The organism is Gemmatimonas sp. UBA7669, assembly GCF_002483225.1.
Taxonomy (GTDB): Bacteria; Gemmatimonadota; Gemmatimonadetes; order Gemmatimonadales; family Gemmatimonadaceae; genus Gemmatimonas.
Genome location: NZ_DLHL01000007.1, coordinates 13,704 through 38,384, shown reverse-complemented (window position 1 = coordinate 38,384; position 24,681 = coordinate 13,704). Strand labels below are relative to the sequence as shown.

The window sequence follows — 24,681 nt, the reverse complement described above, 5'->3', positions numbered from 1 at the left end:
GATGGTGCGCCGAGGGGAGGTCTATCTGGTGGCGCTGAATCCGACGCGTGGTCGCGAGATTCGCAAGACACGGCCGTGTGTCGTGGTATCACCCGACGAGCTCAACACGCGCATGGGGACGTATATCGTGGCCCCGCTGACAACCGGCGCTCACGCATATCCGTTCCGCGTGGCCTGCCGCTTTTCCGGAAAGGACGGCCATGTAGTGCTGGACCAACTGCGGACCGTGGACCACGAGCGTCTCGAGAAGCGCCTCGGGGTACTGACGGGCGCGACACAGGCCAAGATCTTGAGCGTGCTTCAGGAAATGTTCGCGCCCTGACAGCGCGTCTCCTTCACGCGTCCTTGCGACGCGTTTTGCGCGGGCGATACGCCGGCGCGACCGGCGCCTCAGCCACCGCATGCGCCAGTTGCGAGACGCGCCATACGGCAGCCAGCGCCTCCTCGGCACTCTGCGGTACATGCACCGGCGAGTCGTCGTCGTGCATCAGCACGTGCCGACCCGTCCAGGTGGCACGCCTGCGCGCGGCGCGCGCGGCGAACGAGGGGTCATCCAGGTAAGAAGTACCTGTCTGCTGCACCGATGCATCGCGCAGTTGCACGGAAACATCCATGCCCACCAGATCGAACAAGCGCAGCGCCGCGTCCAGACTGACATTGGGACGCTGACCGCGCTCAAACTCGGCAACCAATCGCACGCTCACAGCCGCCTCGGCTGCCAGCGCCCGCCGAGTCTTGCCGGTCCGCTTCCGTGCCTGCTTCAGCAGGGCGCCCAATGCGCTGGCCTGCATCACCGCCTCCTGAAGGAATGGGCCAATGCTTGAAAACTACGGCAAGGGACCCTCCAAAACAACCCCTTTATGTGCCACCTTCAGGCCGTTTTGATCAGCCCCCGCACCACATACGTCGGCACCTGCCCGCCGTCCCCACGCGCCACGGCGGCGTCCACATGCGCCTGGGTGGTCACACCCGTCAGCAACAACGCCGAGGCAATGCCCACCCCCGCGGCACCGGCAATGTCGGTGTGCAGCGTATCGCCCAGCATCACCGCGTCGCGTGTGCCCACACGACGGAGCGCCGTATCAAAGTGCAGCGCCGCCGGCTTGCCCAGCACCGTGAACCGCGGCGCAGTGTCGCCCAGCAACAAGTGCAACGCACGCTCCAGCATGTGTGCCAGTGATCCGGCCGTGAAGCCAAAGCGTCCCGCCGACGCGGGATACACCAGATCGGGGTTGGCCAGCAGCAAGTGCGGCGGCCGTCCTGCTTCACAGGCCGCGAGAATCATGCTCAGCAACTCGTCCATGCTGTCCAGTCCATCAAAGCCGCCTTCATCGGCAATGACCACCGCACGCGCGGGTGTCTGCACGCTGGGCGCTACCACCACCGCGCCCATGTCGCGTGCGTACTGCGCCGAGTCACCCGTGCCCAGCACCACCACACTTTCGCCGGCCATGCCAAGCGCAGACAGCGCGGGCCCAATGAGCATGCCCGAACTCATCACGTGCTCGGGCGACACGGGAATGCCAAGCCGCATGAGCCGCGCCGACGCCCGTGCCGGTGAGCGTGAGGCATCGTTGGTGACCACGAGAAACGGCCGGTCCCTGTCCAGCAGGTACTGCACGGCCTCCGCCGCGCCAGGCAGCGCGCCCGATGCGTCCACCAGCACGCCATAAGCGTCGAACAGCACGGCCTCGTGTCGCTCGGCGACGTCTTCAAATGGCAGATGCAGTGGACGGCGCACAGGCTCGGGGCCAGCGCCGGATGCGGAACCTGACAGGGGCAGCGATGTGGGTAGCAATTCGGACATGGTGCAGAACTAGACGGACGGCCCGGCACACACAAGCTTTGCTGCGTTGGCCCCTGCCCCTCCCGCCCAGCCGCCATGTCTGCTCAACGCCGCGCACTGCCCGCCGCTCTTCTGTCCGCCGTACTGATTCTCGCCCTGCCGCTGCTGCTCGAGGCGCAAGGCGCCCGCGTGGCGCTCAGCGAACCGGCCCTCTCGCCCGACGCGCGCGAAATCGCCTTCGTGAGCGGCGGCGACATCTGGACCGTGCCGGCCGCCGGCGGTGAAGCGCGATTGCTGGTGGCGCACCCGGCCAACGACACACGCCCGCTCTATTCGCCCGACGGCACGCGCTTGGCCTTCGTGAGCACGCGCAGCGGCAATGGCGATGTGTACGTGCTCACGCTGCGCACGGGCCAGCTCACACGACTCACCTACGACGACGCGGCCGAAACGCTGTCGGCCTGGTCGCGCGACGGACAGTGGCTCTACTTCCACAGCTCGGCGCAGGACATCAGCGGCATGCAGGACGTATACCGCGTGCGCAGTAGCGGTGGCACGCCCACCGCCGTTGCCGCCGACCGCTATGCGAGCGAGTTCTTCGGCGCGCCCTCGCCCGATGGACAGACGCTCGCCATTTCGGCGCGCGGCACGGCGGCCGGACAATGGTGGCGCAAGGGACGCTCGCACCTGGACGAAGCCGAGCTGTGGCTGGTGCGCACAGGCGGCGCCACGCCCAGTTACACGCGCTTGACAGACGACGGCGGCGAGAAGGCCCTCTGGCCCCAGTGGTCGGCCGACGGCAACACCGTGTACTACATGAGTGATCGCACGGGCCCCGAGAACCTCTGGGCGCGCGCGGCACAGGGTGGCAGCGCCACGCAACTCACGCAGTTCAGCAATGGCCGCGTGCTGTGGCCCAGCATATCGCACGACGGCTCGGCCATCGTGTTCGAGCGCGACTTCGGTATCTGGCGCTACGAAGTGGCTGGCAAGCGCGCGGCGCAGGTGGCCATTGCGCTGCGCGGCGCGAACAGCACCCGCGGCAGCGAGCGCAGCACGCTCAGCACCGGCTTTCAGATTGCCCTCTCGGGTGACTCCAAGAAGGTGGCGCTCATTGGCCGCGGCGAGCTCTGGGCCGCTGACGCACGTGAAGGGGGCGAGGCCACGCGGCTCACGCAGTCGGCCGCACTGGAAACCCAGGCCCGCTGGCTGCGCGGTGATCAGGCCGTGGTGTATGTGGCCTGGACAGCCGATGGCGCACGACTCATGCGACACGACGTATTGGCCGGCACCACGCGGGCACTCACCACGCAGGGCGCCGCGAGCACGCCCACACCCAGCCCCGATGGCCGTCTCGTGGCCTACACCAGCAACGGCAACGAGCTGCGCGTGGTGAACGCCGACGGCACGAATGACCGGCTGCTCGCGCGTGGCATCTTTGGACGCGCGCCGTTTGACGGCGGCCGGGTGATGGCGTGGAGTCCAGACAATCAGTGGGTGGCATTCCTCACGCGCGGCGAACGTGGTTTCACCAATGCGCATGTCGTGCCCGCCGCGGGTGGCACGGCGCGGCCGGTGAGCTTTCAGGGCAGCTCCAACGCGGGTGACCTGTGGTGGCATCCCGACGGGCGTGCGCTGTACTTCCTCACCAATCAGCGCACGGAGGCGTCGCGCCTGGTGCGCGTGGACCTGGTGCCGCGCACCCCGAGCTTCCGCGAAGACCGATTCCGCGACCTGTTCGGCCCGCCCAACACGACACCGCCCAACACGACACCGCCAAGCACCACACCACCGGGCAACACCACACAGTCACAGAACGCCAGCGAAACGCTGGTGAGTGTGGCGCCACGTGTGCGCAGCGCCCCGCGCGATACCACGCGCATCGTATTCGAGAGCATTGCACAGCGCACGCAGTTGCTGGACCCGGGCATCGAAGTCAACAGCATCGCCATTGCGCCCGACGGCAAGACCATGCTGCTCATCAGCGCCGGTGGCGGTCAGCCCAACATCTACACGTGGTCGCTGGACGAATTGGCCAGCACACCGCCCACACCGCGGCAGATCACCACCACCGCTGGCGGCAAGAGCATCGTGGGCTTCTCGGCCGACTCACGCGAACTCTGGTACACCGATGCCGGTCGTCTCAACATTCTGCCGCTGGCGGGTGGCAATGCGCGCGCGGTGGCCTTGAACGCCGAGCTGGAGACGGACTTCCAGAGCGACAAGCGGGCCGCGTTTGAGCAGGCCTGGGCCACGCAGCGTGATCAGTTCTACGACCCCAACATGCACGGCGCCGACTGGAACGCCGTGCGCGAGCGCTTTGCGCCGTACGTGGAGAGCGCCACGTCGCCCGACGAGTTCCGTCGCCTGCTGCAGCTCATGGTGGGCGAGCTCAATGCGTCGCACTCGGGCGCGAGTGGCCCCACGGGCTTTCCCTCGGTGCCTGTGGGCAAGCTGGGGCTGCGCTTTGCGCGCAGCGGGGACAACACCAGCGATCGATTCACGGTGCGCGAAATCATTGCGCAGGGCCCCGCCGCAGTAGCCGGTGTGCAGGTGGGTGACGTGCTGCGCGCCATCAACGGCACGGCGGTGTCGCCCGCGCTGAACCTGGACAGTGTGTTGGCCGGCAGTGTGGGCAAGCGTACCGCGCTGCAACTCACACGCAGCGGTCGTGACACCACGTTGGTGTTGCGTCCGGTGTCCACGAACGCCGAGAAGGGTTTGCTGTATCGGCAGTGGGTGGCCGAGCGAAGGGCGTATGTGGCGCGCGTGTCGAACGGGCGACTGGGCTACGTGCACATGGCCGACATGAGCGCCGAAGCACTCACGCAGCTCACCATCGATCTCGATGCGGAGAACTTCGGGCGTGAGGGCGTGGTGATTGACCTGCGCAACAACAACGGCGGCTTCGTGAACGCCTATGCGCTGGATGTGTTTGCGCGCCGCGGCTACATGACCATGACCACACGCGGCTCGGTGCCGGTGCCCGCGCGCACGCAGCTTGGTCAGCGCGCGCTCGAGAAGCCCACGGTGCTGGTGGTCAATCAGCACACGCTGTCGGATGGTGAGGACTTCACCGAGGGCTATCGTGCGCTGGGCCTTGGGCAGGTGGTGGGTGAACCCACAGCGGGATGGATCATCTACACGTCCAACATCACCCTGGTGGATGGCACCTCGCTGCGTGTGCCCTTCATCAAGGTCGACGGCGCCGACGGCAAGAACATGGAGCTGGTGCCGCGGCCGGTGGATGTGCGGGCGGTGCGGCCGGTCGGTGAGTCGTACGGGGAGCGTGACAGCCAGTTGGATGCGGCGGTGCAGGCCCTGTTGCCGCGTCTCCGTCGCTGAGCGGATGGGGAACCGGCTGAGGTCGCTTGGGGTTGGTCACAAATCCGTCTTTTTGCCGGCTTTTGACCTACCCCCCTTGGCAGGGCGCGGAACACAAGGGTACCTTTAGAGAAGCGATGCACGTGTTTCGGCACGTGGACATGTTCCGACTGAACGGGCCTGCCAAAGCGAGCGGGTCCGTTTGCGTTTGTATCGTAGCCGCCAGGTGGCGGCGCCCGTCGTGAGGGCGATCACGAGCAGTGGACGGCGGTTTCGTTTTGCATGGGCCCTATGGGCCGTTGCTCCGACCATCCGAACACCGAGCAACACCCATCAGGAGATTCATCATGCGTACTACCGGCACCGTGAAGTGGTTCAACGACGCCAAGGGCTTTGGCTTCATCACGCCGTCGGACGGCCAGAAGGATTGCTTCGTGCATCATTCGGCCATCCAGGGCAGCGGCTTCAAGTCGCTGACCGAAGGCGAGCGCGTTGAGTTCGACATCGTGCAGGGCCAGAAGGGCCCGGCCGCCGAGAACGTCGTCCGCGCCCGGTAAATGGTTGGGGCGGGCACGCGACCTTCGGGTCGCGTGCCCGCTGTTGCAATGCCTTGCGTGTCGCGGCGGTGAGTCTTTCCCCGCAGGCCGGCACGCTACCCGAACAACGGAGTCGCCATGATCGATCAAGCCTCACCCGAGCGGATTCTGGACGCGCAGCTCGGCGCTGATCGCACCGCATTCCTGGCCTCGCACCGCGCGCACAGCGTCGCGACCCGCGAATTCACCCGCTTCGCTGACACCATCGTCAAGGCGGTCAAGGGCATCGCGGCGGAAAAGGAAGTTGAGCCGCCTGTGCTGCGCATGGCCCCCGAACGGTGCATCGTGCAGGTCGGTCCGGTGGCCCTCACGGCCGCTCACATCAAGACTGGCAGCGACGTACCCCTGGGTGGCCATTTGCTGGCCATCGTGTGGCATGGTACGATTGCTCCGCGCGGGGACCATGTCCCTGAGCGCAACGGCGCCCGCGCCAAGGCGATCACGCCCACGCAGCTCTGGGAAGAGTCGTGCACGGTGTCCGCCGACAACGAAAACAACTGGCACTGGCATCCGAACGGTCTCGATCAGGCGGGTTACACGTCGACCGAACTGGCGGAACGCTGCCTTGCCCAGCTCACGCAGGCCCTCGAAACGCATCGGCCCGATGCAGAACTCAACACGGAGAGTGCATGAAGCAGGATCTTATCGAATTTGAAGGCGTCGTCACCGACGTCCTCCCGAGCACGATGTTCCGCGTTCGTCTGGAGAATGACCACGAAGTGCTGGCCACGGTGGCTGGCAAAATGCGCAAGTTCCGCATCCGTATCCTGGCCGGGGATCGGGTGACGGTGGAAGTGTCGCCCTACGACCTGAGTCGCGGTCGCATCACCTTCCGCCACAAGTAAGCGCGCGCGCCGCCCCGGGAGCGTTCCCATGCGCGCGGTGCGAATGACGGCTCCACGGGAGCCACTGGCAGACGCCGAGCTGCCGCGCCCGACACCGGGCGCGCAGGAGGTGCTGGTCCGCGTGCGCGCCGCCGGCATCTGTCACTCCGATGTGCACTATCGCGCGGGACGATCGCGCGTCGAGCCGCTGCCACTCACGCTGGGCCACGAAGTGGCCGGCGAGATCGTGGCGGTGGGTCATGGTGTGCCGGAGCATCGCGTCGGCGAACGTGTGGCGCTGCACTATCTGGTCACCTGCGGCAATTGCGTCTGGTGCACGACGCAGCGCGAGATGTTCTGCGAGCGCGCACTCATGCTCGGCCACTTCACCGATGGCGGATGGGCCGAGTACATCGTGGTGCCGTCGCGCAACGCGGTGCACGTGCCGGACAACGTGCCACTCGAGCAGGCGGCCATCATGATGTGCAGTTCGGCCACCTCACTGCATGCGCTGCGTCAGGGCCGGCTGGCCGTGGGCGAACGCGTGCTGGTGATTGGCGCGGGCGGACTGGGCATGTCAGCGGTGCAGTTGGCGCGCATTCTCGGCGCCCAGCAGGTCGTGGCCATGGACCGGGATGCGGGCAAGCTCGCGCAGGCCGAGCAGTTCGGGGCGGATACGGTGCTCGCTGAGGCACACGACACGCCGGCGCAGTTGGCGGAGCGAGTGCGTGAGGCCACGGGTGGGCATGGGGTGGATGTGGTGCTGGACTTGGTGACGAGCGAGGCGACGATTGCGCTGGCGCTTCGTGCGGTGGCGCCGCGAGGTCGTGTCGTGGTGGTGGGGCTCAATGATCGTCCACTGCCCGTCGATACGTATGCGGGGCTGATTGGGCGCGAGGCGACCTTGGTGGGGAGCAATGACCATACGCTGCAAGAGCTCGAGGAGCTGATGGGGTATGCGGCGGATGGGAGGTTGAGGCTTGGGGATGTGGTGGCGCGGCGGGTGCGGTTGGAGGCGGCGGTGATTGATGGGGTGTTGGATGAGTTGGAGGAGGGGAGGGGGGTGGTGAGGACGGTGGTGGTGCCGGGGTAACTGCGGGGGAACTGCGGCTGGCCATCCACTGCCGTGTGCCATGGGCTGTGGGCTGTGAGTGGGAGTGGTGTGGAAGCGGCATCACAGAGTCCCCGGGTTGGTATTGCTGCGGCGCGCTCTGCTCTGCGCGATCACCGTGGCGTGCAGCTTGATCAGAGCGGGCCGAAAATCCTCGACCTGCGCCAACAGCAGATCGGCAACACCTGGCGGCAAGGCATTCGTATCGCGGAGAAACAGCAGGTGATTCTGCGTTTCGGTGGCGGAGCCTATGGCAATGGCCAGGAACCGCGCAAACTGCTCCTGGCTGGGCTGACTGCAGCCCTCGGCGATATTGGCCGACACGGACGTGGACGACCGACGCAGTTGCCCTACCGTGGCCCGATGCAGAGCGAGCTGACGCTGCACCTGGCGATCCGCCAAGACCTGCGCAACCTGCACCGCCAGTTCATGCGCGCGTTGCCACACCCGCAGCCGAGTAAAGTCTTGCATAACACACTCTAGGCAAACCATGCCGAATCATCTTCATCAATTCCTTGCACAACCCATCTCGTTTACGCACGAGCACTCGCCGCCACACCACTCCCACTCACAGCCCACAGCCCAGAGCACACAGCAGTGGACCGCCAGCCGCAGTTCCTAATCGAACGGCTCCCACCCCTGCCCCCTCAAACTCTCCACCGGCAAAAACAACGGCCCCGGCATCTCCCCCCACTCGCACCACCGCCACTCCGCACACCGATCGGGTTCGCGCAACTCCGGCTCCCCCTCGTCGCAGTCGGCCAGCATCATCACCGTCACATAGTGCCGCCCTTCGGCCTCAAACACATTGCTCGTCCAGGGACCCGGTCTGACATTCGTCACGCGCAATCCCGTCTCTTCGAACGCTTCCCGCACCGCGCACTCGGCCGGCGATTCGCCGTACTCCAGATGCCCGCCCGGAAACTGCCAGGTGCCGGCGCCGTGTCTCGCATTGCGCAGCCCCAGCAACACCTTGCCGCCGCGCCGGATCACTACTCCCACACCCACACGTGGGCGTTCTGGCGTTTCACTCACGACGGTGTGCCGGTGGCATCTGCGCTGCGCAGTGTGAAGGTGGGCTCGGCGCGCACCACGGTTTTAACGGATTGCGCGATGAAACACTCCTCGTGCGCCTCGTGATGCAGCGCTGCGTCCTGCTCCGGCGTGGGCGCCGCGCCCGCATAGGTGACATGGGGCCTGAGCACCACCTCCGTCATGGCCAGCTTGCCCTCGGCGTTGCGCGCCATCGTGCCCTCGGCCGTGTCCTCGTACTGATCGACCACGAATCCCGCCATGGCCGCGATGGAGAGGAACCAGAGCATGTGACACGACGACAGCGATGCCACAAAGGCTTCTTCGGGATCGACGGCGTGCGGATCGGAGAACGGCAGCCGCACCACCGAGGGCGACGAGGACGCCGGCACGGTCACCCCACCGTCGAAACTCCAGCGATGCGCGCGGCTGTACTGCTGATCGGTAAAACGCGCCCCCTCGCGCGTCCAGGCTATCGTGGCGGTATAGGTGCTCATGTGTATGGACTGGTCAGTGTGAAGTCAGCCTGAGACTGGCGTGCGACGAGTCGGAAACCGTGCTGCCCAGCGTCTGTCCGAGCTGCACCGACGTGCCGATGGTGAGCGGGGCAATGCGGCCAAAATCCGGCGAACACACCAGCACAACGGTGCTGCCAAACTCGAAGTGGCCGATCTGCTGCCCCTTCTCGAGCGCAACGGGCGGGTCGTAGCGCCGCGTATCGATGTGGCGACGACGGGCGTTGGTGTGCAGATCGTCGAAGGTGAGACGTGTCATGCCCACCATGGTGGCGCCAACCGGCACGATGGCCATCACGCCGCCCTTGGCGCCCTCGAGCGCAATGACGATGCGCTCGTTGACCGCAAAGAGACTGTCGACATGCTGCACCGCGGCCTCGTTGACCGGCCAGAGCGCACCGGGAATGTAGGTGGCGCGTGTCACGCGTCCGCTGGCCGGTGCATGAATGCGGTGATAGTCGCGCGGCGACAGATAGAGCGTGGTGTACGTGCCGCCATCGCAGCGCGCGGCCAGCTCGGTATCACCCAGCAGCGCGCGCAGCGAGTACGTGCGTCCCTTGGCCTGCACGAGCGTGTCGTGCTGCACACTGCCATAGGCCCCGACCGCCGCGTCCACGGGGCTGACCATGCCCGCGTCCGAGGTCGGGCGCACGCCTGGGGCCAGCGTGCGAGTGAAGAACGCGTTGACACTCTCGTACGACGCGAGCGGGGCGCCCACCTCCGACAGATTCACCCCAAACACCCGCGCATAGCCGCGGTACACCGCGACGCGCCACCCCACGGGAATGCGCCGGCTGGCCAGCCAGCCCGCCACCCGGCTCATGCCGTGCTTGGGAAGGACGGAGAGGAGAGCGATGAGGGAACGGGAAGGCATTGGGGAAAGATACAATGGGAGCAAACGGCGGAGGGGCCCATGTGGCCCCGCTACGCAATCCACTGCTTTGGGCTTTGGGCTTTGGGCTGTGAGCTATGGGTTTGAGTGGTGTAGAGGCATGCACCACTCGATCCCATAGCCCAGAGCCCACAGCGCAAGGCAGTGGATCGCCAGCCGCAGTTCCCCTACCGAATCCGTTCCCCCTTCACGAAGTCATACAACGTCAACCTCCTCACCCGATAATACGCATCCCAGTACCCCCTCAGCGCCCTAACGTACGCCTCCAGCGCCTGATCCTTCTCGTTCTGCGCGATGAACAGATTGCTGATGTCAATGCGGCCGATGCTGTACCGATTGCGCGCCACCTCGAAGCGCTTGGCGCCTACCGTATCCGCCTTGGCGGCCGTGGTCAGCTGCCGCACTGCCTGATCGAGTTCCAACGCCGCAAATCGCGCGTCCTGCGCCCGCCGTTCACGCAACACCCGCACATCGGTTTCCACGCGCTCCTCGTCGGCCTTGGCCGCCTCGATACCGGCCTTCCGTGCCCCCCACTGCACCAGCGGCATCTCCACACCCACCGAGAACTGCTGGCTCTGCAGCGGCGACCGATACGCGTCGTTGAATGTCTCCGCGGTCTGGTTGTAGCCCACGCTGGCGGTGACCGTCGCGCCAAACCCCGTGTTGCGCCGCGCCTCCGCCACCCGCCGCTTCTGCTGCACGATCTGCAGGTCGGCATCGCGCAGCGCGGCCCCATTGCGCAGCGCCTCCTGCACGGCCAGTACCGTGTCGACCTGCACGTTGGGCACCTCGTTGGTCACACTCAGCGCGAGCGGCGCGTTCGCCGGCATGCCCAGGTGCAACCGCAGCGCCGCCTCCGCGCGCTGCTCGGCCAGCTTCGCTGCGTCGAGCGTATTACGCGCCCGCAGGACCTGCAGCTCACTCTGCAGCAGGTCGTTTTCGCCAATGCGCCCCACCTCGTAACGGCCGCGATTGAGCGTAAGCAGCGTGTCGTTCACATCGGCGTTGGCCTGCGCGTTGGCCAGTGCGGTACGCGCCGCAAACAAGTCGAAGAACAAGGCCGCGGTCTGCTGCGCAATGTTCTCGCGCGCTTCGAGATACTGCTGCTCCGAGGCATCGAACCGCAGATCCTGCTCGCGATTGTCCCAGGCCAGGGTATTGAGTCGGAAGATGGGCTGACGAATACCCACCTGCACCGGGTTGGTACGCCAGAGCCGTGTATCCTGCTGCCCGAGAATGTTGATGTTGGTCACGCCTGACTGAATGAACAGATCGCCGCCGGTAATGGGGATGCGCTGCCCCAGTTGCAACCCCAGTGACGACTGGCGCTGCTGCTGCGCCGCGAAGCGCGTACTGCCGTCCGGCTGCAGTACGGGAATGATGGCCCGACTGTACGTGGGCGCGTCACCGGTGAGACTGAGCTGCGGCAGCAAGCGCGCGTTGTAGGCCCGGTCGCGATAGCGGGCGGCATCGCGGCTGCGCGCGGCAGAGCGCGCGGAGGGGCCGCGCTGCTGGGCCATTGAGATGGCGTCCTGGAGCGTGAGATCCTGCCCGTACACAGGCGTGCTGTGCATCAGAACAGCAAACAGCGATAGCCAGGCTGCCGAGAGCCTTCGCGCCGGAAGCCTTTGCAGCAGAAGCCGAACGGGCAGGAGAAGCAGTCGGGGTTGGGGTCGGATTCCGAGTATGTGGCTCATTCGTACCTCAAGCAGACAACAGGATCCTGACGGGCCGCGCGCCAGGCGGGAAGAATGCCGAACACCAGACCAACCGTGATGGACACACCGAACGCCACGATCACCGACATGGCCGACACGATGGTCTTGATGTCGGCAAAACGCTCGATGGCGAAACTCAGCCCGCCACCCACCAGAATGCCGGCAATGCCGCCAGCCAGACTGATGAGAATGGCCTCGGCCAGGAACTGCGCGAGGATTTCGCGCTGCGTAGCCCCCAGCGCGCGACGCACACCAATCTCTCGAATGCGTTCGAGCACCGAGGCCAGCATGATGTTCATGATGCCGATGCCGCCTACGACCAATGAAATGGACGCGATGGCACCCAGCACCAGATTGAAGATCGTACGCGTGCGCTGCTCCTGACGCAGCAACTCCTCGGGCACGGAAATCTCGAAGTCGACCACGCTGTTGTGCCGACGCTCCAGCATGCGGCGCAGCACCTCCGCGGTGTTGGTCACGGCCTCGGCTTCGCGTACCCGCACGATGAGCCGGTCGAGCTGGTGATAGTTGCGACGCTCGGCCTGACGCTCGGCGTCTTCCTGCGAGCCGCCGGCAGCCACGAACACCACCTCGCCGTCACGCGCCGCCTGCTCGATGTCGCGTGCACTCAGCCGCGCGCGGTCGCGGTAACGCAGCAGCATGGTGGACATGGGCACATACACGTCGAGGTTCGCATCGCGAATCCCGAGGCGCTGCGCCGTCTGCTCACTCAGCGCGCGATCGGCCAGTACGCCCACCACCGTCAGCCAGTTGTCGCCCACCTTGATGCGGCGTCCAATGGGGTCTTCGGTGGTGAAGAAACGTGCCTTCACGCCGGCGCCGATGATGGCCACCGGGCGTGCGCCGGCAATCTGCGAAGGCGTAAACAAGTGCCCCGACGCCAGATCGAGATTGAGCAGCGAGAAGTAGGCCGTATCGACTCCCACCAGCTTGCCACTTCGCCGCCGACCCTCACGGGTGATGAGCGTGTTGAGCACGATCTCGCCCGACGTATGCTCCACCTCGGGGATGATGCGTTTCACGCTTTCGCCATCACGTGCCGTGAGGCCCGGCGTCCAGCGCCGCGGCTGTTTCTCTCCAGCCGCCTGCGCCGCTTCTTCCTTCTGCTCGACGATGGGTTTGACGATGATGTTGTTGCTGCCGAGCAGGCGCATCTGCTCGAGAATTTCCTGCTCGGCGCCGCGTCCGATGGCCAGCATGGCAATGACCGAGGCCACACCAAAGAGAATGCCAAGCGAGGTCAGGCCGGCGCGCAGGGCGTTGTGTGACAGCGCTTCGACACCGGCGCGCAACGCAAACATTGCGATGGCGCTGAACTCGCGCCATCGCCCTCCAGTTGTGCCTGTCATGTCAGGGTGCTCCGACCTTCTTGGCGCCTACGGCCGTGTCGCCGCCCGGCACCGGCTTGACCGACGGAGGCAGCGCCACCAGCGACAGTTTGAGACCGTCGGTCGGTGCAGACAGCAGCACCCGATCGGACGCCGTCAGCCCCGCAGTGATGACCACCTCGTCGTCATTCATGGCGCCGGTCAGCACTTCCTGCCGCACGGTGCTCGTCCCGTTGCGCTTGTACACAAAGGTCGTGTTGCTGTCACTGTGCACCGCTTCGAGCGGCACGTACAGCGCGTTCTTCACGGTTTGCGTGAGCACGGCGTTGGATGTCGTCATGCCGGGTCGCAAGGTGGTGTCGGGCTTGGTGATGTTCACATGCACCTCGAACACCTTGGCATCGGCATTGGGCCGCTGCTCTCCCACGTTGGCCACCTGACTGATGACGCCTTCCAGCACCTTGCTGGGGTCGGCATCCAGCGAGATGCGCACGGGCTGGTTGACCGCCACCTTGCGCACATCGATTTCATTGAGATAGGTCACCGACTCCATCTGCGTGAGATCGGGCAAGGTGGCCACCGTGGGCTCCCACGGGGTGACCTGTGAGCCGGCCGTCTTCTTGCGGCCGTTCCATTCCTTCACGTAAATGACCATGCCGTCTGAGGGCGCCTTGATGGTGAAGCCCTCCATGACCGTCTGTATGGTGGTCATGCGGTTGCGCTGCCGATCAAGATCGGAGCCCACCTCGCGCATCTTGGCCGCTGCCTGCTCCTGCTTGGTCTTGTAGTCGGTAGTCGCCTTGGCCAGCGCGCGTGTGGCCTTCTCGAGATCAATCTCCGCCTGTCGCTTCACACTGGGCGCCTCGAACTGCGCCTGGTCCTTGGCAATGCGCTTCTCTTCGAGCTGCAGCTGCATGTTGCGCAGGTCTTCCCGCGCCTGCGACAGCGTGAGGGTGGTATCGAGCTGCGCCTGCGTGTGCTGCGCCTCGGCCTTCTGCAGGGCCAGCATGACTTCCTGCATTTTGGTGGCGAGCGGCGATCGGTCGAGATCGGCCACCACATCGCCAGCCTTCACCACCGTGCCTTCCGGAACGATGGTCTGAATCTTGAGCTGATATGCTTCAGCCTGCTGGGTGTTGGGCGGCAGCGTGATCTGCACAAACTTGCGCGCCCGCAGTTCGCCGGCGGTGGTCACCACGACCGTAAAGTCACCCTGCTTGACCGGCACAACGGAGGCTACGGCCGCGGCACCATCGCCGTCACGCGCATAGAGAATGGCAGAAGCGCCAACGAGCAGTACACCAACAGTGAGGGCAACACGCCCCCGGGATGCGAAGAGCTGACGCATGGGCAGGACATTTGGAGGGAGAGAGGACCAATGGCGTCGCCAATTTGCAGCCGCGTTGCAGCGGGCGGAGCAACCGGGCGGGCCGGTTCAACGACTTTTCATCCACTGTTAACCGGATCATCATGCAAAGGGACACATCGTCCCAGCCATCCGGTCACCAGTGAAACGGTGGGACGAAACGCCCCACCGCTCCACTGAGACACCGCAGGACCCGCCGAGGTTGCGCGGCCTCCCGAGTCAGGCGTGAATGTACTTCTCGAAGACGCCGCTGAAGTCCTTGCGCAGGTGCTGCTCGAGCACCGCCGTATTGAGAGCCGCCAGCATGGACTGGTAGTGCTCCACCACGGCGCCGGGCGCCGCCGGGCTGTTGAGCTTGAGCATGGAGCCCACCACCGAGGCCGCCGACATGGCGTTGTTGCGCGCGATCTCGTCCTGACGCTGCAGCTTGCCGATGGTGTGCAGCGCCTTGTAGATGTCCTTCAGGGCCTCGAGATAGTCCTTGCGCACATCGATGCTGAACAGCTTGTCGCCGATGCTGAACTTGAGCTCCACGTCCAGATCGATCGTGCCGGCCGTTTCGATACCGACATTGCCAATGGCGTAGTAGGCATAGTCGTAGCGGCGAATGGCGCGCTTGCTCGAGATGGCACTTTCGCCGTCCACATGAATGAGGGCGAGGTTGGTGAAGCAGTACTCGTCCTTCTTCGACTTGATCAGGAAATAGATGCGCTCCTGATCTTCGTGGAACAGGTAGTCGTCGGCATCGACCTTGTCGAAATCCTTCGGCTGCACGATGATGCCGATGTCGCTGAGCCCGAGGGCCTCGGCGGCGAATTTCTTGAACATGTCACTGGTGGGGTGTGGGTGACGACGGGCAGCCCGGCGCGGGCCACCCGTGGTTGACGGGAATGTAGCGCGTGAACCGAAGCTTGGCGCCGTGACGCCATCGCGACCTGGACATGGGCAGGGTGTGACCGGAGCGACCGATCCTTCGCGCTCCCCCTACTCTCAAGGTGACATCTTGTCCCGCCCATTTACTCTCCGCGCCGCAATGCTGGTGGCGCTTGCCGCACTGGCCAGTTGCGCGCCGGACGCTCCCCTGTCCGCACCTGACAATTTGCGTGCGGCCCGCGACGTGGTCGCCCCCAGCGCACTCGTCGGTACCATCTTCATCAACGAAGTCGAATCCAATCAGGGCACGCCAGGCGACTGGATTGAGCTGTACAACGCCGGTTCCGAGGCGGTGGACCTGAGCGGCTTCTACATCCGCGATGACAACAATGCCCGCACGGACCGGCTGCCGGCCGGTTCCGTCATTCCGGCGGGTGGTTTTCTCGTGCTCGACGAAGGCAACCAGTTTGCGTTCGGACTGGGGGCCGCCGATCAGGCGCGGCTCTTCGCGCCAGACGGCGTGACGATTATCGACCAGTACAGCTGGCCGACCCACGCGGCCACGACCTACGCGCGTTGCCCGGATGGCTCGTCCAATTGGGCCACGTCCACGCTGTCCACCAAGGGCGCCGCCAACGACTGCAGCGTGCGCGTGGTCATCAACGAAGTCGAATCCAGCGGCGATGACGCGGGCGACTGGATTGAACTGTACAATCCGTCTCTCGCACCGGCTGATGTTGGCGGCTTCGTACTCAGCGACAACAACGACGCGCAGCGCTATGTCATTCCTGCGGGCACATTCATTCCCGCGCAGGGACATCTGGTGTTTCTCGAGAGCACCTTCGGCTTTGGTCTCGGCGGCTCCGATGCGGTGCGGCTGTTTCGCCCTGACGGGGTGACGCTGGCCGACAGCTACACCTGGTCGGTGCACGCGGCCACGACCTACGGCCGCTGCCCCGATGGCACCGGCACCTTCGTCACCACGCAGGCCAGTACCCGCGGCAGCACGAACAACTGTGGTGCGCCCACTGCCGCCGTGAAGATCAATGAGGTGGAGAGCAACGGAGACGTCGTCGGGGATTGGGTGGAGCTCTTCAACACCTCGGCGCAGCCCGTCGATCTCTCCGGCTATGTGTTCCGTGACAATGACAATACGCGCGGCTACACGCTGCCCGGCGGCACGGTGATTCCCGCCAACGGCTATCTGGTGCTGCTGGAGAGCCAGTTTGGCTTCGGGCTCGGGGGCGGCGACGAGGCCCGCCTCTTTGCACCGGGGGGCGTCACGCTGGTAGACAGCTACGCGTGGCCTACCCATGCAGCGCTCACCTATGGTCGCTGCCCGGATGGCACGGGCGCCTTCGCTTCCACCACGGTGTCCACACGCGGCACGGCCAACGTCTGCGGCACACCACTCTCGTTTCTCGCCTGGCCCGGCAGCGCCACGGTCAGCACCGTGGACGCGGCCAATACGTTCGGCAGCAACATGAGCGGCCTGTCCTTCCAGAGTGTGGCGGGTGTTCCGACCGGTGTGGTGTGGGCGGTCAAGAACGGACCGGGCACGCTGTACCGTCTCACCAACGTGAACGGCATCTGGACACCGCGGGCATCGCGCCTGTGGAGCAACGGCAAGGCGCTGCGCTATCCCGATGGCACGGGTGATGTGGACGCGGAAGGCGTGGTGGCACGCGGTACGGCCATTTATGTGTCGGCCGAGCGCAACAACAACGCGAGCAGCGTGAGTCGCCTGAGCATCCTGCGCTATGATGTGGCGGTGGAAAACGGCGCGACCCTCGTAGCGACACACGAGTGGAATCTGACAGCGGCACTGCCGGCCGTTGGCGCAAATCTTGGTCTCGAAGGCATCACCTTCGTACCCGATGCGTATCTCACCGCGCGTGGTTTCCTGGACGAGAGCAAGGGTCGCGCGTACTCGCCGGCCGACTACCCCAATCATCAGGGGGGTCTCTTCCTCGTGGCCGTGGAAGGCACCGGCATGGTGCATGCCTTCGCGCTCGATCATGTGAACGGCAGCTTCACCCGCGTGGCGTCGTTTGCGGGCGGATACCCGGGGGCCATGGACCTGACCTTTGATGCGGAACTCGGGCAGCTGTGGGTGATCTGCGACGCACCTGTCAGGGTCGCAGCGCCGTGCATCGCATCGACACGCAGGATGGTTCGGTCACACGTGGCCAGTTCGTCGTGCGCGAGCGTTTCGAGCGTCCGACGGGCTTGCCCAACACCAACAACGAAGGCTTCACGTTCGCGCCGCTATCGGCTTGCGTGAATGGCACGCGTCCTGCACTGTGGGCCGACGACAACCAGTTGTCCGGCTTTGCACTCCGGCAGGGCAGCATCACCTGCTCCCCGTTCTGAGGCATCTTCCTTTGACCACCTTCTCTTCACTTCGGGGTGCTTTGATGTGGCAGTCACTCCGTCGCGCCCTCTCGGCTGCGACTGTCGTTCTGGCCGCGACGGCCATCCCCGCCGCTCCGCTGGCCGCACAATCCACCTTCACCGACTTCGCCAGCTTTCTCGGTGCCGTTGGGCCCTATGGCGTGGACAGCTTCGACGATCTGAACGAGCAGATCGGTGGTCCGCTGTCGCGTGCGGCTGGTGGTTATGGATATCAGGTGGCGGCAGCGGCCGCACCGCTCGACCAGTTCTTTCCTGTCGAGTCCACCGACAACCCGGGCGATTGGTGGCTGTCCGAGGAAACGGCCGGATCGGGCATCACCTTCAGTGGGTTTGACAGTTCCATCCGCGGGATTGGAGGCTTCTTCTTCGCGACGGACTTCAACGGTACACCGGTGAGCCTGCCCATCTTCGTTCGGGCAAAGAACGTTCACGGCGCCGAGTACACCACAACCCTCATCACCACTTCGCCGGACGGCTTCTTCGGTGTGGTCTTCGATGACCAGGTGGCCTCGCTGTTCCTTTCACCGGTCGTTATCTCGTCCTCCATCGACTTCCACTTCGCCACCGTCAACAATCTGGTGTTGGCTGAAGGGGCCACGAAGGTACCTGAGCCGTTGTCGGCAGTGTTGCTTGTACCCGGCGCGATGTTGCTCTGGCGCCGCAGTCGTCGGCGCAACCTGAGCGCTGCACCGCACGCCTGATCGCAGTACGCCGCACGTGACGGCGGTCACGCCCCCGGTTGCCATGCGCGACCGGGGGCGTCGACGTTCATGGTCCTGCTGTCACAGTCACCGGGGCGTTGCCCGATCGTGACCGCGCACGGGCCGAATGACCGTGCGCCGGTCGGGCGCGTATACGAGCTTGCAGGCTCGCAATCCCACCCGTCTCCTCTTGCCCCTTGGTCCATGTCCGCCTCACTTCGGCGCGCCGCTGCGCTGGTGTTGTGCAGCGTCGGCGTCACCCTGGCCGCGTGTGCCGATCGCACACCCGTCGCCCCCGTTCTTGCAAGCGCAGCGCGCTTCAATGGTGCCGCGGGCCCCACGGTGCGCATCAGCGAGTTCCACTACGACAACGCCGGCGGCGATGTCGGCGAGGCTATCGAAATCAGCGGCCCGGCGGGCACTGACCTGACCGGTTGGAGCATCGTGCGCTTCAACGGGTCGACACCTTCCGCAGCGACGATCTACCTTGGTGGCCTTGCGGCCAACTCGGCCATCACCGCTGTCCCGTTCCCGAGCGGTACGATCATTCCTGCAACCTGCGGTGACCGTGGTGTGGTCGTGCTCTCGTACGCCACCGACGGTCTGCAGAACGGTGGCAACGACGGCTTCGCGCTGGTGAATGCGCAGGGCACCGTCGTGGAGTTGCTGTCGTACGAGGGCAGCTTCACTGTGGCCGCTGGCGCCGCCGTGGCGGCCGGCCTCACCTCCGTGGATGTCGGGCAGTCCGAGATTGGTACCACACCCATTGGGCATTCGCTGCAGCGTACGGCGGCCGGCCCCTGGGAGGCACCGAAGGCCAACACCTTTGGCAGCTGCAATGATGCCGGCGAAGTACCGCCTCCAGCCGTGGTGGCGACGGTCGAGCTCACGCCCGCCAACGCCGAGCTCGCGCCGGGCGCCACGCTGTCGCTTACGGCCACCGCGCGGGACGCGGCCAATGCCGTGATTGCCGGCGCTGCGTTGACGTGGAGCGCAAGCAATGCGGCCGTTGCCAGCGTGTCGGTCAACGGCACGGTCACGGCCATTGTTGAGGGCACGACCAGCATCACCGCCACCGCAGCAAGTGGCGCATCGGCCAGCGCGATCATCACCGTGGTCACGCCGCCACCACCAAGTGGCGGCGCGGTCCGTATTACGGAGCTGCACTATGACAACGTCGGCAGTGATGTGGACGAACGGGTGGAAGTGGAAGGACCCGCCGGCACCAACCTCAGTGGCTGGAGCCTGGTGTTCTACAACGGCAATGGCGGCAGCTCGTATCTCACCCGCGCGCTGACGGGAGTCATCCCCGCCACCTGTGGTGCACGCGGTGTGATCGTGGAAGCCGTCAGCGGCATTCAGAACGGCGGCGCGGGCACCAACAGTGAACCCGATGGTCTCGCGCTGGTGAACGCGGCGGGCGCAGTGGTGGAGTTCATCTCCTACGAGGGCGTGTTCACCGCCAGCAACGGTCCGGCGGCCGGTCTGACGTCCACCAACATCGGGGTAGCGCAGGATGGCGCGCCCATTGGCTTGTCGCTGCAGCGCAATGTGGACGGCAGTGCGTGGCGTTCGGCCACCTCGGCGTTCGGGAGTTGCGCCACCGATGCCGCGCCGGGCGGCGCGTACAGCATTTCCGTCTTTGGGCGTGACAATGGCGATCCAGCCCTTCCGGTTGGCTACCAGGACCAATTGTTCGCCACCGTGCGGGACGCCAGCAATGCGGTCGTGAACACCCCTGTCACGTGGAGCGTGACGCCACTTGGCGCGGCCACCATCGACGAGCGCGGCGTCCTCACGGCGCTGCAGGCCGGTACCGTCACCGTGCGCGCCGAAGCGCTTGGCGCCTCGCGTACCCTGACCCTCGCCACCACGGTGGCCACGGCTGGTGCAAACGCCGTCTACGCCGGCAACACCGCGTTCGGTGATCCGGTGGATGCGACCCCGGGTGACGACTACATCCTGCGCCGCACCGAGTTCACCAGCTCGTGGAACCCGCAGCGCGGAATTCCCAACTGGGTGAGCTACAACCTCGAGGCCACGCACTTTGGTAGCGCCGATCGCTGCGACTGTTTCACCTTCGACCCCGAGCTGCCGGCGAATTTCCCGCGCTACACCACGGCCGACTATACCGACGCCGGAGATAGCGCAGGCTACGCCATCGACCGCGGCCATCTGGCGCGCTCCTTCGATCGCACCAGCGGTTCACTCGACAACGCGCGCAGCTTCCTGTTCACCAACATCATTCCGCAGGCCGCGGCGGTGAATCAGGGGCCCTGGGCGTTGTTCGAGAACTTCGTCGGCGACCTCGCCCGCCTGAACAATCGCGAAGTGTACATCGTGACCGGCGCCACGGGCAGCAAGGGCACGGTGAAGAACGAGGGCAAGATCACCATCCCCTCGCATGTGTGGAAGGTTGTGGTGGTACTGCCGCGCGATCAGGGTCTGGCCGACGTGACCACTCGCAACACGGCGCAGGTGTACGCCGTCATCATGCGCAACGATCCCGACGTGACCGGTGGCTGGGAGCAGTATGCCACCACGGTGGATGCGGTGGAGACCCTCAGCGGCTACGACCTGCTCTCGCTGCTCCCTGATGAAATCGAGACGCAGCTCGAACGCGGCAATCGCTTTCCGACGGCGGTGCTGAACGGTCCGTGGGCTGGCGTCGAAGGCGAGATGCTGAGCTTCTCGTCGTCCGGCAGCTTCGATCCGGATGCGGGCGCCACCCTCAGCTACCTCTGGCAGTTCGGTGACGGCACCACCTCCACGGCGGCCTCACCGTCCAAGGTGTTTGTGCAGAACGGCACATACAGCGTGTCCCTCACCGTGAGTGATCAGTTTGGCGCCTCGCACACCAGCACGGCGGTGGCAAGTATTGCCAACAGCGCGCCCGTGGTGACGCCGGTACCACCGGCCACCTGGACTGCCGGCCAGAGCGCACTGTTCGGCGTGCGCTTCAGCGACGCCGGCACACGCGACGCCCCATACACGGTGCGCATCAACTGGGGCGATGGCTCGGCCCTCTCCCAGTTCTCCACGCTGGTGCAGCCCGCGACTCCGCTCAATCGCAGCAAGACCTACGCAGCACCAGGCACCTATGTCATCACCGTCACCGTCACGGACCGTGACGGCGGCGTGGGCACGGCTTCGTATTCCGTCACCGTCAACTGATCCTCACCATGACTTCCTTCTTCGCATCACGTATGCGTTCACTGCTGGCGGGCTTCGCGCTGGCGGCGGTGGTCCCGTTTATCGCACCAACCGACGCTTCGGCTCAGGTCTTCAGTCAGGTCGGAAACGGCGTCCCGCTGTATGGCTTCGGCGTGCCGCTATATGCCACAGTCGGGCAGACGTTCACCGCTGCAGTCGATGGCCAACTGAGTGCGTTCAGCTTCTGGCTGGGCAACGAAGCCCCATCCCCTGACGCCAACACGGTCGATGCGGACCAGCTGCGCTTTCGTGCCTACATCATGGCATGGAACGGGAGCGCGTCAGTCGGCCCGGTGCTCTACAGCAGCGACATCACGTCGGGCCCAACCAGCAACCCGCAGCAGTTCACGTTTGCACCCGGTTCGTTGATGCTGACCTCAGGCAGCAGTTACGTGGCCTTCCTTTCGGCCTCAGGACTCTTTCCGGAGAACCCGGACTTTGCCGTGGCGGCTGTGGGGCTGTCCGACGAATCCGGGCTGGGGGGGACATCGGTCTTTCTCGACAGCGGGGATGACATGGACTGCTTCCTCGCGACCTGCGCGGCCGCGTGGCAGAGCGGCACCGATTTCAGTGCGCCGCAACTGCAGTTCGAGATCGTCGTGCGCACGGTACCGGAACCGGCGAGCGTGTCGTTGGCGCTGATCGGAATGGCTGGTCTCACTCTCGCCGCACGTCGGCGGCGTCTGGCGCCGCGCTGACTTCCGGTCGCGCTGTCTCCAACCGCCATATCTGCAACTCTTCCCGGATTCTCGGCCGCCATGACGCGACTCGACGATCGGCATCATGTCGGCTGAGAATTTGTTAACAGCTCACGCAGAGAACTGCAGGAGGACCGCAGAGGACGCAAAGAGGAGCAGTCTGGGCCAAACTACTTTGTCGCGGATTTCGCGGATAAGGCGGGAATAGCACGGATGTAAAGTACGCATCCTGGACGGTGCCCCGGTGTCCACTAATCCGGGGCAAGGTCATCCTCCTCAAATCGTTGTAGATCAACCTCTGCGTCCTCTGCGGTCCTCCTGCTGTTCTCTGCGTGAGCTGTTAACGATATCCGTCGATTGACCGAGACAGGCGAACACACAACGGGCCGCTCATCACGACGATGAGCGGCCCGTTGGTATTTCCTGCCGTACTGCCGTGCGGATCCTGAATGCTTACGCCAAGGTCGCGGTTCGCCGCCGCATGTTGCGCAGCGTGGGCAGCACACTCACCACCGCAAGAATGAACGCGGTGCCCACCTGCACCACTGACCAGCGCGGCGGCAAATCCACCGCAAGTCCAAAGAAGATCAGGCAGAGCGCCAGGCTGTTGGAAATGGCGCCGGGTTGATACGCGGGGGGCACGTCACCCAGGCGGCGCGTGCGCAGAAAAAGCACCACCGACCAGATGAGAAAGCCGAGCGAGAGGCCGACACCCAACCAACCGATTTTTTCCAACATGTCCGGATGGGCGGGGGAATTGGAGCGGCCGCTCCCGCGTCGGACGGGGCCGTGAGCACCGTGGTGTGCACTTCATGAAATATAGTGCGGCCCGTTGCCTCCGTCAGGGTAGCCAGGCGCTACACCGGCGCAAAGGCCGCCACCGCCACCTGTCGTGGCCGCTCGACAGCATCCGTGATGCGAAGGCGAAGGGCCGTCACGGTAACGGGCGCCAGCGGCTCCGCTCGTCGGTAGCCGATGGTCGTGCCGGCCACGAGCGTCTGCCAGCCCGCTGCCGTTTGTCCCTCGAGCACAAAGGCCGCCACCCGCTGCCCCGCGGATATGTCCTCCCGCAAATCCACCGCGCCGATCTCCACCGGGCGCGGCAGGCTCAGGGTGAGCGTGGCCGCCGTGTCACTCTGCACCGCCCAGCGGCCCCGCGCGCTACGTGTAACCGGATCTGCAAAGCGGGCATCCAGCCGCTCGCGCATCAGGCGCAGGTTGGCCACATCGGTCACATGAAAACGCCCCGACGAAGTTGGTGGCACGTTGAGCAACAGCTTGCTGTTGCGCCCCACGCTGGTGAACCAGAGCTGCTTGAGATTGTCCGCCGAGCGTACCTTCGTGTCTTCGGCGGGATGCCAGAACCAACCGGGACGTATGCTCACATCGGTTTCGCCGGGACGCCACACGGTGCCGTCGCGGTCACCCTGCTGCAGCGAACGCATGACCTCCGCCCCCTCGAGCCCGGGAACCGGCACGATCTCGGGACGCACCGTACTCCAGTTGGTCTCGCCGGCCACACCACGCTCATTGCCAATCCAGCGCACATCGGGCCCGGCGTCGGAGAACATGACCGCGTTGGGCTGCAGACGGCGCACCAGCGACCAGGTGGCCGGCCAGTCGTACTGTTGGCGCTTGCCATTGGGCCCCTCGCCGTTGGCGCCATCGAACCACACCTCGTGAATATTGCCGTAGCGGGTGAGCAACTCGGTGAGCTGCGCACGATACACGTCGTTGTAGCGCGGCGAATCACCATAGGCCGGGTGATTACGGTCCCAGGGCGAGAGATAGAGGCCGGGGCGCAGGCCATCAGCGCGACAGGCGTCGACAAACTCCCGTACCAGATCACCCTGACCGTTGCGAAAGGGACTCGATGCCACCGAGTGCGTGGTGGTGGCGGTGGGCCAGAGACAGAAGCCGTCGTGATGCTTGGCCGTGAGAATGAGCGCCTTGGCACCGCAGGCTTTGGCCGCGCGTGTCCACTCGCGGCAGTCGAGGGCCGAGGGATTGAAGATGGACGGATCTTCGCGTCCGTCACCCCACTCACGATTGGTGAAGGTGTTGACACCGAAGTGACAGAACAGCGCGAGTTCGTCGCGCTGCCAGTCGAGTTGTGCGCGCGTGGGGCGGGGGCGACTTGCGGGTTGCGCGTACCCGCTTGGTTCATGGTACAAACCCGAGCGCAACGCGGGCATGAGGGCCATCGCCACCGACTGTTGCAGGAACTCTCGGCGACTGGTCATGTTGTCCGCCCGCTCGACTGGTGGT

At 65.3% G+C, this 24,681-nt stretch carries 22 protein-coding genes; 10 read left to right on the top strand and 12 right to left on the bottom strand.

The window, feature by feature from the left end; translation table 11 throughout:
- Position 1: 1 nt before the first annotated feature.
- A complete protein-coding gene (locus tag B2747_RS02245) occupies positions 2-322 on the top strand; it encodes a type II toxin-antitoxin system PemK/MazF family toxin (protein WP_343125851.1) in 321 nt (106 codons plus the stop codon).
- Positions 323-335: 13 nt separating this feature from the next.
- Here the strand turns inward: B2747_RS02245 and B2747_RS02240 are convergent, their stop codons facing one another.
- The gene (locus B2747_RS02240) at positions 336-791 is read right to left on the bottom strand and encodes a helix-turn-helix domain-containing protein (RefSeq protein WP_291156327.1); all 456 of its coding nucleotides are present in this window, start codon (positions 789-791) and stop codon (positions 336-338) included.
- Positions 792-871: 80 nt separating this feature from the next.
- On the bottom strand, positions 872-1,807 hold the full coding sequence (locus tag B2747_RS02235; protein ID WP_291156324.1) for an HAD-IIA family hydrolase: 936 nt from the start codon (positions 1,805-1,807) through the stop codon (positions 872-874).
- Positions 1,808-1,882: 75 nt separating this feature from the next.
- Here B2747_RS02235 and B2747_RS02230 point away from each other — a divergent pair, with 75 nt between their 5' ends.
- The 5 genes from B2747_RS02230 to B2747_RS02210 all read left to right on the top strand — a co-directional run bounded on the left by B2747_RS02230 (position 1,883) and on the right by B2747_RS02210 (position 7,623).
- On the top strand, positions 1,883-5,131 hold the full coding sequence (locus B2747_RS02230) for a S41 family peptidase (RefSeq protein ID WP_291156321.1): 3,249 nt from the start codon (positions 1,883-1,885) through the stop codon (positions 5,129-5,131).
- A gap of 326 nt (positions 5,132-5,457) precedes the next feature.
- Positions 5,458-5,667: a cold-shock protein gene (locus B2747_RS02225; protein WP_343125850.1), complete on the top strand. Its 210-nt coding sequence runs from the start codon at positions 5,458-5,460 to the stop codon at positions 5,665-5,667.
- A gap of 117 nt (positions 5,668-5,784) precedes the next feature.
- Complete coding sequence (locus B2747_RS02220) at positions 5,785-6,339, top strand: hypothetical protein (protein WP_291156317.1); 555 nt, start codon at positions 5,785-5,787, stop codon at positions 6,337-6,339.
- Positions 6,336-6,551, top strand: a complete 216-nt coding sequence (infA, locus tag B2747_RS02215) for a translation initiation factor IF-1 (RefSeq protein ID WP_291156314.1) — start codon at positions 6,336-6,338, stop codon at positions 6,549-6,551. Before B2747_RS02220 ends, infA begins: the two co-directional genes overlap by 4 nt.
- 28 nt (positions 6,552-6,579) lie before the next feature.
- Positions 6,580-7,623, top strand: a complete 1,044-nt coding sequence (locus B2747_RS02210; RefSeq protein WP_291156311.1) for an alcohol dehydrogenase catalytic domain-containing protein — start codon at positions 6,580-6,582, stop codon at positions 7,621-7,623.
- Positions 7,624-7,704: 81 nt separating this feature from the next.
- Here the strand turns inward: B2747_RS02210 and B2747_RS02205 are convergent, their stop codons facing one another.
- From B2747_RS02205 to B2747_RS02170, 8 genes are all read right to left on the bottom strand, one after another.
- Entirely contained in the window at positions 7,705-8,112 is a 408-nt protein-coding gene (locus B2747_RS02205; RefSeq protein WP_291156308.1) for a four helix bundle protein, read from the bottom strand.
- A 147-nt stretch (positions 8,113-8,259) separates the two neighbouring features.
- On the bottom strand, positions 8,260-8,676 hold the full coding sequence (locus tag B2747_RS02200; protein WP_291156305.1) for a nucleotide triphosphate diphosphatase NUDT15: 417 nt from the start codon (positions 8,674-8,676) through the stop codon (positions 8,260-8,262).
- Positions 8,673-9,170, bottom strand: coding sequence for an OsmC family protein (locus B2747_RS02195; RefSeq protein ID WP_291156302.1), 498 nt, complete (start codon positions 9,168-9,170; stop codon positions 8,673-8,675). Before B2747_RS02195 ends, B2747_RS02200 begins: the two co-directional genes overlap by 4 nt.
- A 13-nt stretch (positions 9,171-9,183) precedes the next feature.
- Positions 9,184-10,062 carry an archaetidylserine decarboxylase gene (gene asd, locus B2747_RS02190; protein ID WP_291156299.1) on the bottom strand — a complete coding sequence of 293 codons (879 nt, stop codon included), beginning with the start codon at positions 10,060-10,062 and terminating at the stop codon, positions 9,184-9,186.
- A 185-nt stretch (positions 10,063-10,247) separates the two neighbouring features.
- Positions 10,248-11,654, bottom strand: coding sequence for a TolC family protein (locus B2747_RS02185; RefSeq protein WP_291156297.1), 1,407 nt, complete (start codon positions 11,652-11,654; stop codon positions 10,248-10,250).
- 119 nt (positions 11,655-11,773) lie between these two features.
- Positions 11,774-13,168 carry an ABC transporter permease gene (locus tag B2747_RS02180; protein WP_291156295.1) on the bottom strand — a complete coding sequence of 465 codons (1,395 nt, stop codon included), beginning with the start codon at positions 13,166-13,168 and terminating at the stop codon, positions 11,774-11,776.
- Position 13,169: 1 nt separating this feature from the next.
- Entirely contained in the window at positions 13,170-14,495 is a 1,326-nt protein-coding gene (locus B2747_RS02175) for an efflux RND transporter periplasmic adaptor subunit (RefSeq protein ID WP_291156292.1), read from the bottom strand.
- 237 nt (positions 14,496-14,732) lie between these two features.
- On the bottom strand, positions 14,733-15,341 hold the full coding sequence (locus tag B2747_RS02170; RefSeq protein WP_291156289.1) for a PH domain-containing protein: 609 nt from the start codon (positions 15,339-15,341) through the stop codon (positions 14,733-14,735).
- A 175-nt stretch (positions 15,342-15,516) separates the two neighbouring features.
- On the opposite strand from B2747_RS02170, the gene B2747_RS02165 reads away from it, so the two are divergent.
- The 4 genes from B2747_RS02165 (at position 15,517) to B2747_RS02150 (ending at position 22,413) form a co-directional block, all read left to right on the top strand.
- Positions 15,517-17,670, top strand: coding sequence for a lamin tail domain-containing protein (locus tag B2747_RS02165; RefSeq protein WP_291156286.1), 2,154 nt, complete (start codon positions 15,517-15,519; stop codon positions 17,668-17,670).
- 133 nt (positions 17,671-17,803) lie between these two features.
- On the top strand, positions 17,804-18,502 hold the full coding sequence (locus B2747_RS02160; RefSeq protein ID WP_291156283.1) for a hypothetical protein: 699 nt from the start codon (positions 17,804-17,806) through the stop codon (positions 18,500-18,502).
- 204 nt (positions 18,503-18,706) lie between these two features.
- Positions 18,707-21,676, top strand: a complete 2,970-nt coding sequence (locus B2747_RS02155) for a DNA/RNA non-specific endonuclease (RefSeq protein ID WP_291156280.1) — start codon at positions 18,707-18,709, stop codon at positions 21,674-21,676.
- An 8-nt stretch (positions 21,677-21,684) separates the two neighbouring features.
- Positions 21,685-22,413 carry a PEP-CTERM sorting domain-containing protein gene (locus B2747_RS02150; RefSeq protein WP_291156277.1) on the top strand — a complete coding sequence of 243 codons (729 nt, stop codon included), beginning with the start codon at positions 21,685-21,687 and terminating at the stop codon, positions 22,411-22,413.
- A gap of 453 nt (positions 22,414-22,866) precedes the next feature.
- Here the strand turns inward: B2747_RS02150 and B2747_RS02145 are convergent, their stop codons facing one another.
- Entirely contained in the window at positions 22,867-23,151 is a 285-nt protein-coding gene (locus tag B2747_RS02145; RefSeq protein ID WP_291156274.1) for a hypothetical protein, read from the bottom strand.
- Positions 23,152-23,270: 119 nt separating this feature from the next.
- Positions 23,271-24,656, bottom strand: coding sequence for an alpha-L-fucosidase (locus tag B2747_RS02140; protein WP_291156271.1), 1,386 nt, complete (start codon positions 24,654-24,656; stop codon positions 23,271-23,273).
- Between the last annotated feature and the right edge of the window lie 25 nt (positions 24,657-24,681).

Coding starts and splice junctions, on each gene's coding strand:
- infA (WP_291156314.1), top strand. CDS start 6,336: ATGAAGCAGGATCTTATCGAATTTGAAGGCGTCGTCACCGACGTCCTC.
- B2747_RS02210 (WP_291156311.1), top strand. CDS start 6,580: ATGCGCGCGGTGCGAATGACGGCTCCACGGGAGCCACTGGCAGACGCC.
- B2747_RS02235 (WP_291156324.1), bottom strand. CDS start 1,807: ATGTCCGAATTGCTACCCACATCGCTGCCCCTGTCAGGTTCCGCATCC.
- B2747_RS02240 (WP_291156327.1), bottom strand. CDS start 791: ATGCAGGCCAGCGCATTGGGCGCCCTGCTGAAGCAGGCACGGAAGCGG.
- asd (WP_291156299.1), bottom strand. CDS start 10,062: ATGCCTTCCCGTTCCCTCATCGCTCTCCTCTCCGTCCTTCCCAAGCAC.
- B2747_RS02220 (WP_291156317.1), top strand. CDS start 5,785: ATGATCGATCAAGCCTCACCCGAGCGGATTCTGGACGCGCAGCTCGGC.
- B2747_RS02205 (WP_291156308.1), bottom strand. CDS start 8,112: ATGCAAGACTTTACTCGGCTGCGGGTGTGGCAACGCGCGCATGAACTG.
- B2747_RS02245 (WP_343125851.1), top strand. CDS start 2: ATGGTGCGCCGAGGGGAGGTCTATCTGGTGGCGCTGAATCCGACGCGT.
- B2747_RS02170 (WP_291156289.1), bottom strand. CDS start 15,341: ATGTTCAAGAAATTCGCCGCCGAGGCCCTCGGGCTCAGCGACATCGGC.
- B2747_RS02225 (WP_343125850.1), top strand. CDS start 5,458: ATGCGTACTACCGGCACCGTGAAGTGGTTCAACGACGCCAAGGGCTTT.
- B2747_RS02150 (WP_291156277.1), top strand. CDS start 21,685: ATGACTTCCTTCTTCGCATCACGTATGCGTTCACTGCTGGCGGGCTTC.
- B2747_RS02185 (WP_291156297.1), bottom strand. CDS start 11,654: ATGCACAGCACGCCTGTGTACGGGCAGGATCTCACGCTCCAGGACGCC.
- B2747_RS02175 (WP_291156292.1), bottom strand. CDS start 14,495: ATGCGTCAGCTCTTCGCATCCCGGGGGCGTGTTGCCCTCACTGTTGGT.
- B2747_RS02180 (WP_291156295.1), bottom strand. CDS start 13,168: ATGACAGGCACAACTGGAGGGCGATGGCGCGAGTTCAGCGCCATCGCA.
- B2747_RS02155 (WP_291156280.1), top strand. CDS start 18,707: ATGTCCGCCTCACTTCGGCGCGCCGCTGCGCTGGTGTTGTGCAGCGTC.
- B2747_RS02195 (WP_291156302.1), bottom strand. CDS start 9,170: ATGAGCACCTATACCGCCACGATAGCCTGGACGCGCGAGGGGGCGCGT.
- B2747_RS02140 (WP_291156271.1), bottom strand. CDS start 24,656: ATGACCAGTCGCCGAGAGTTCCTGCAACAGTCGGTGGCGATGGCCCTC.
- B2747_RS02160 (WP_291156283.1), top strand. CDS start 17,804: ATGTGGCAGTCACTCCGTCGCGCCCTCTCGGCTGCGACTGTCGTTCTG.
- B2747_RS02145 (WP_291156274.1), bottom strand. CDS start 23,151: ATGTTGGAAAAAATCGGTTGGTTGGGTGTCGGCCTCTCGCTCGGCTTT.
- B2747_RS02230 (WP_291156321.1), top strand. CDS start 1,883: ATGTCTGCTCAACGCCGCGCACTGCCCGCCGCTCTTCTGTCCGCCGTA.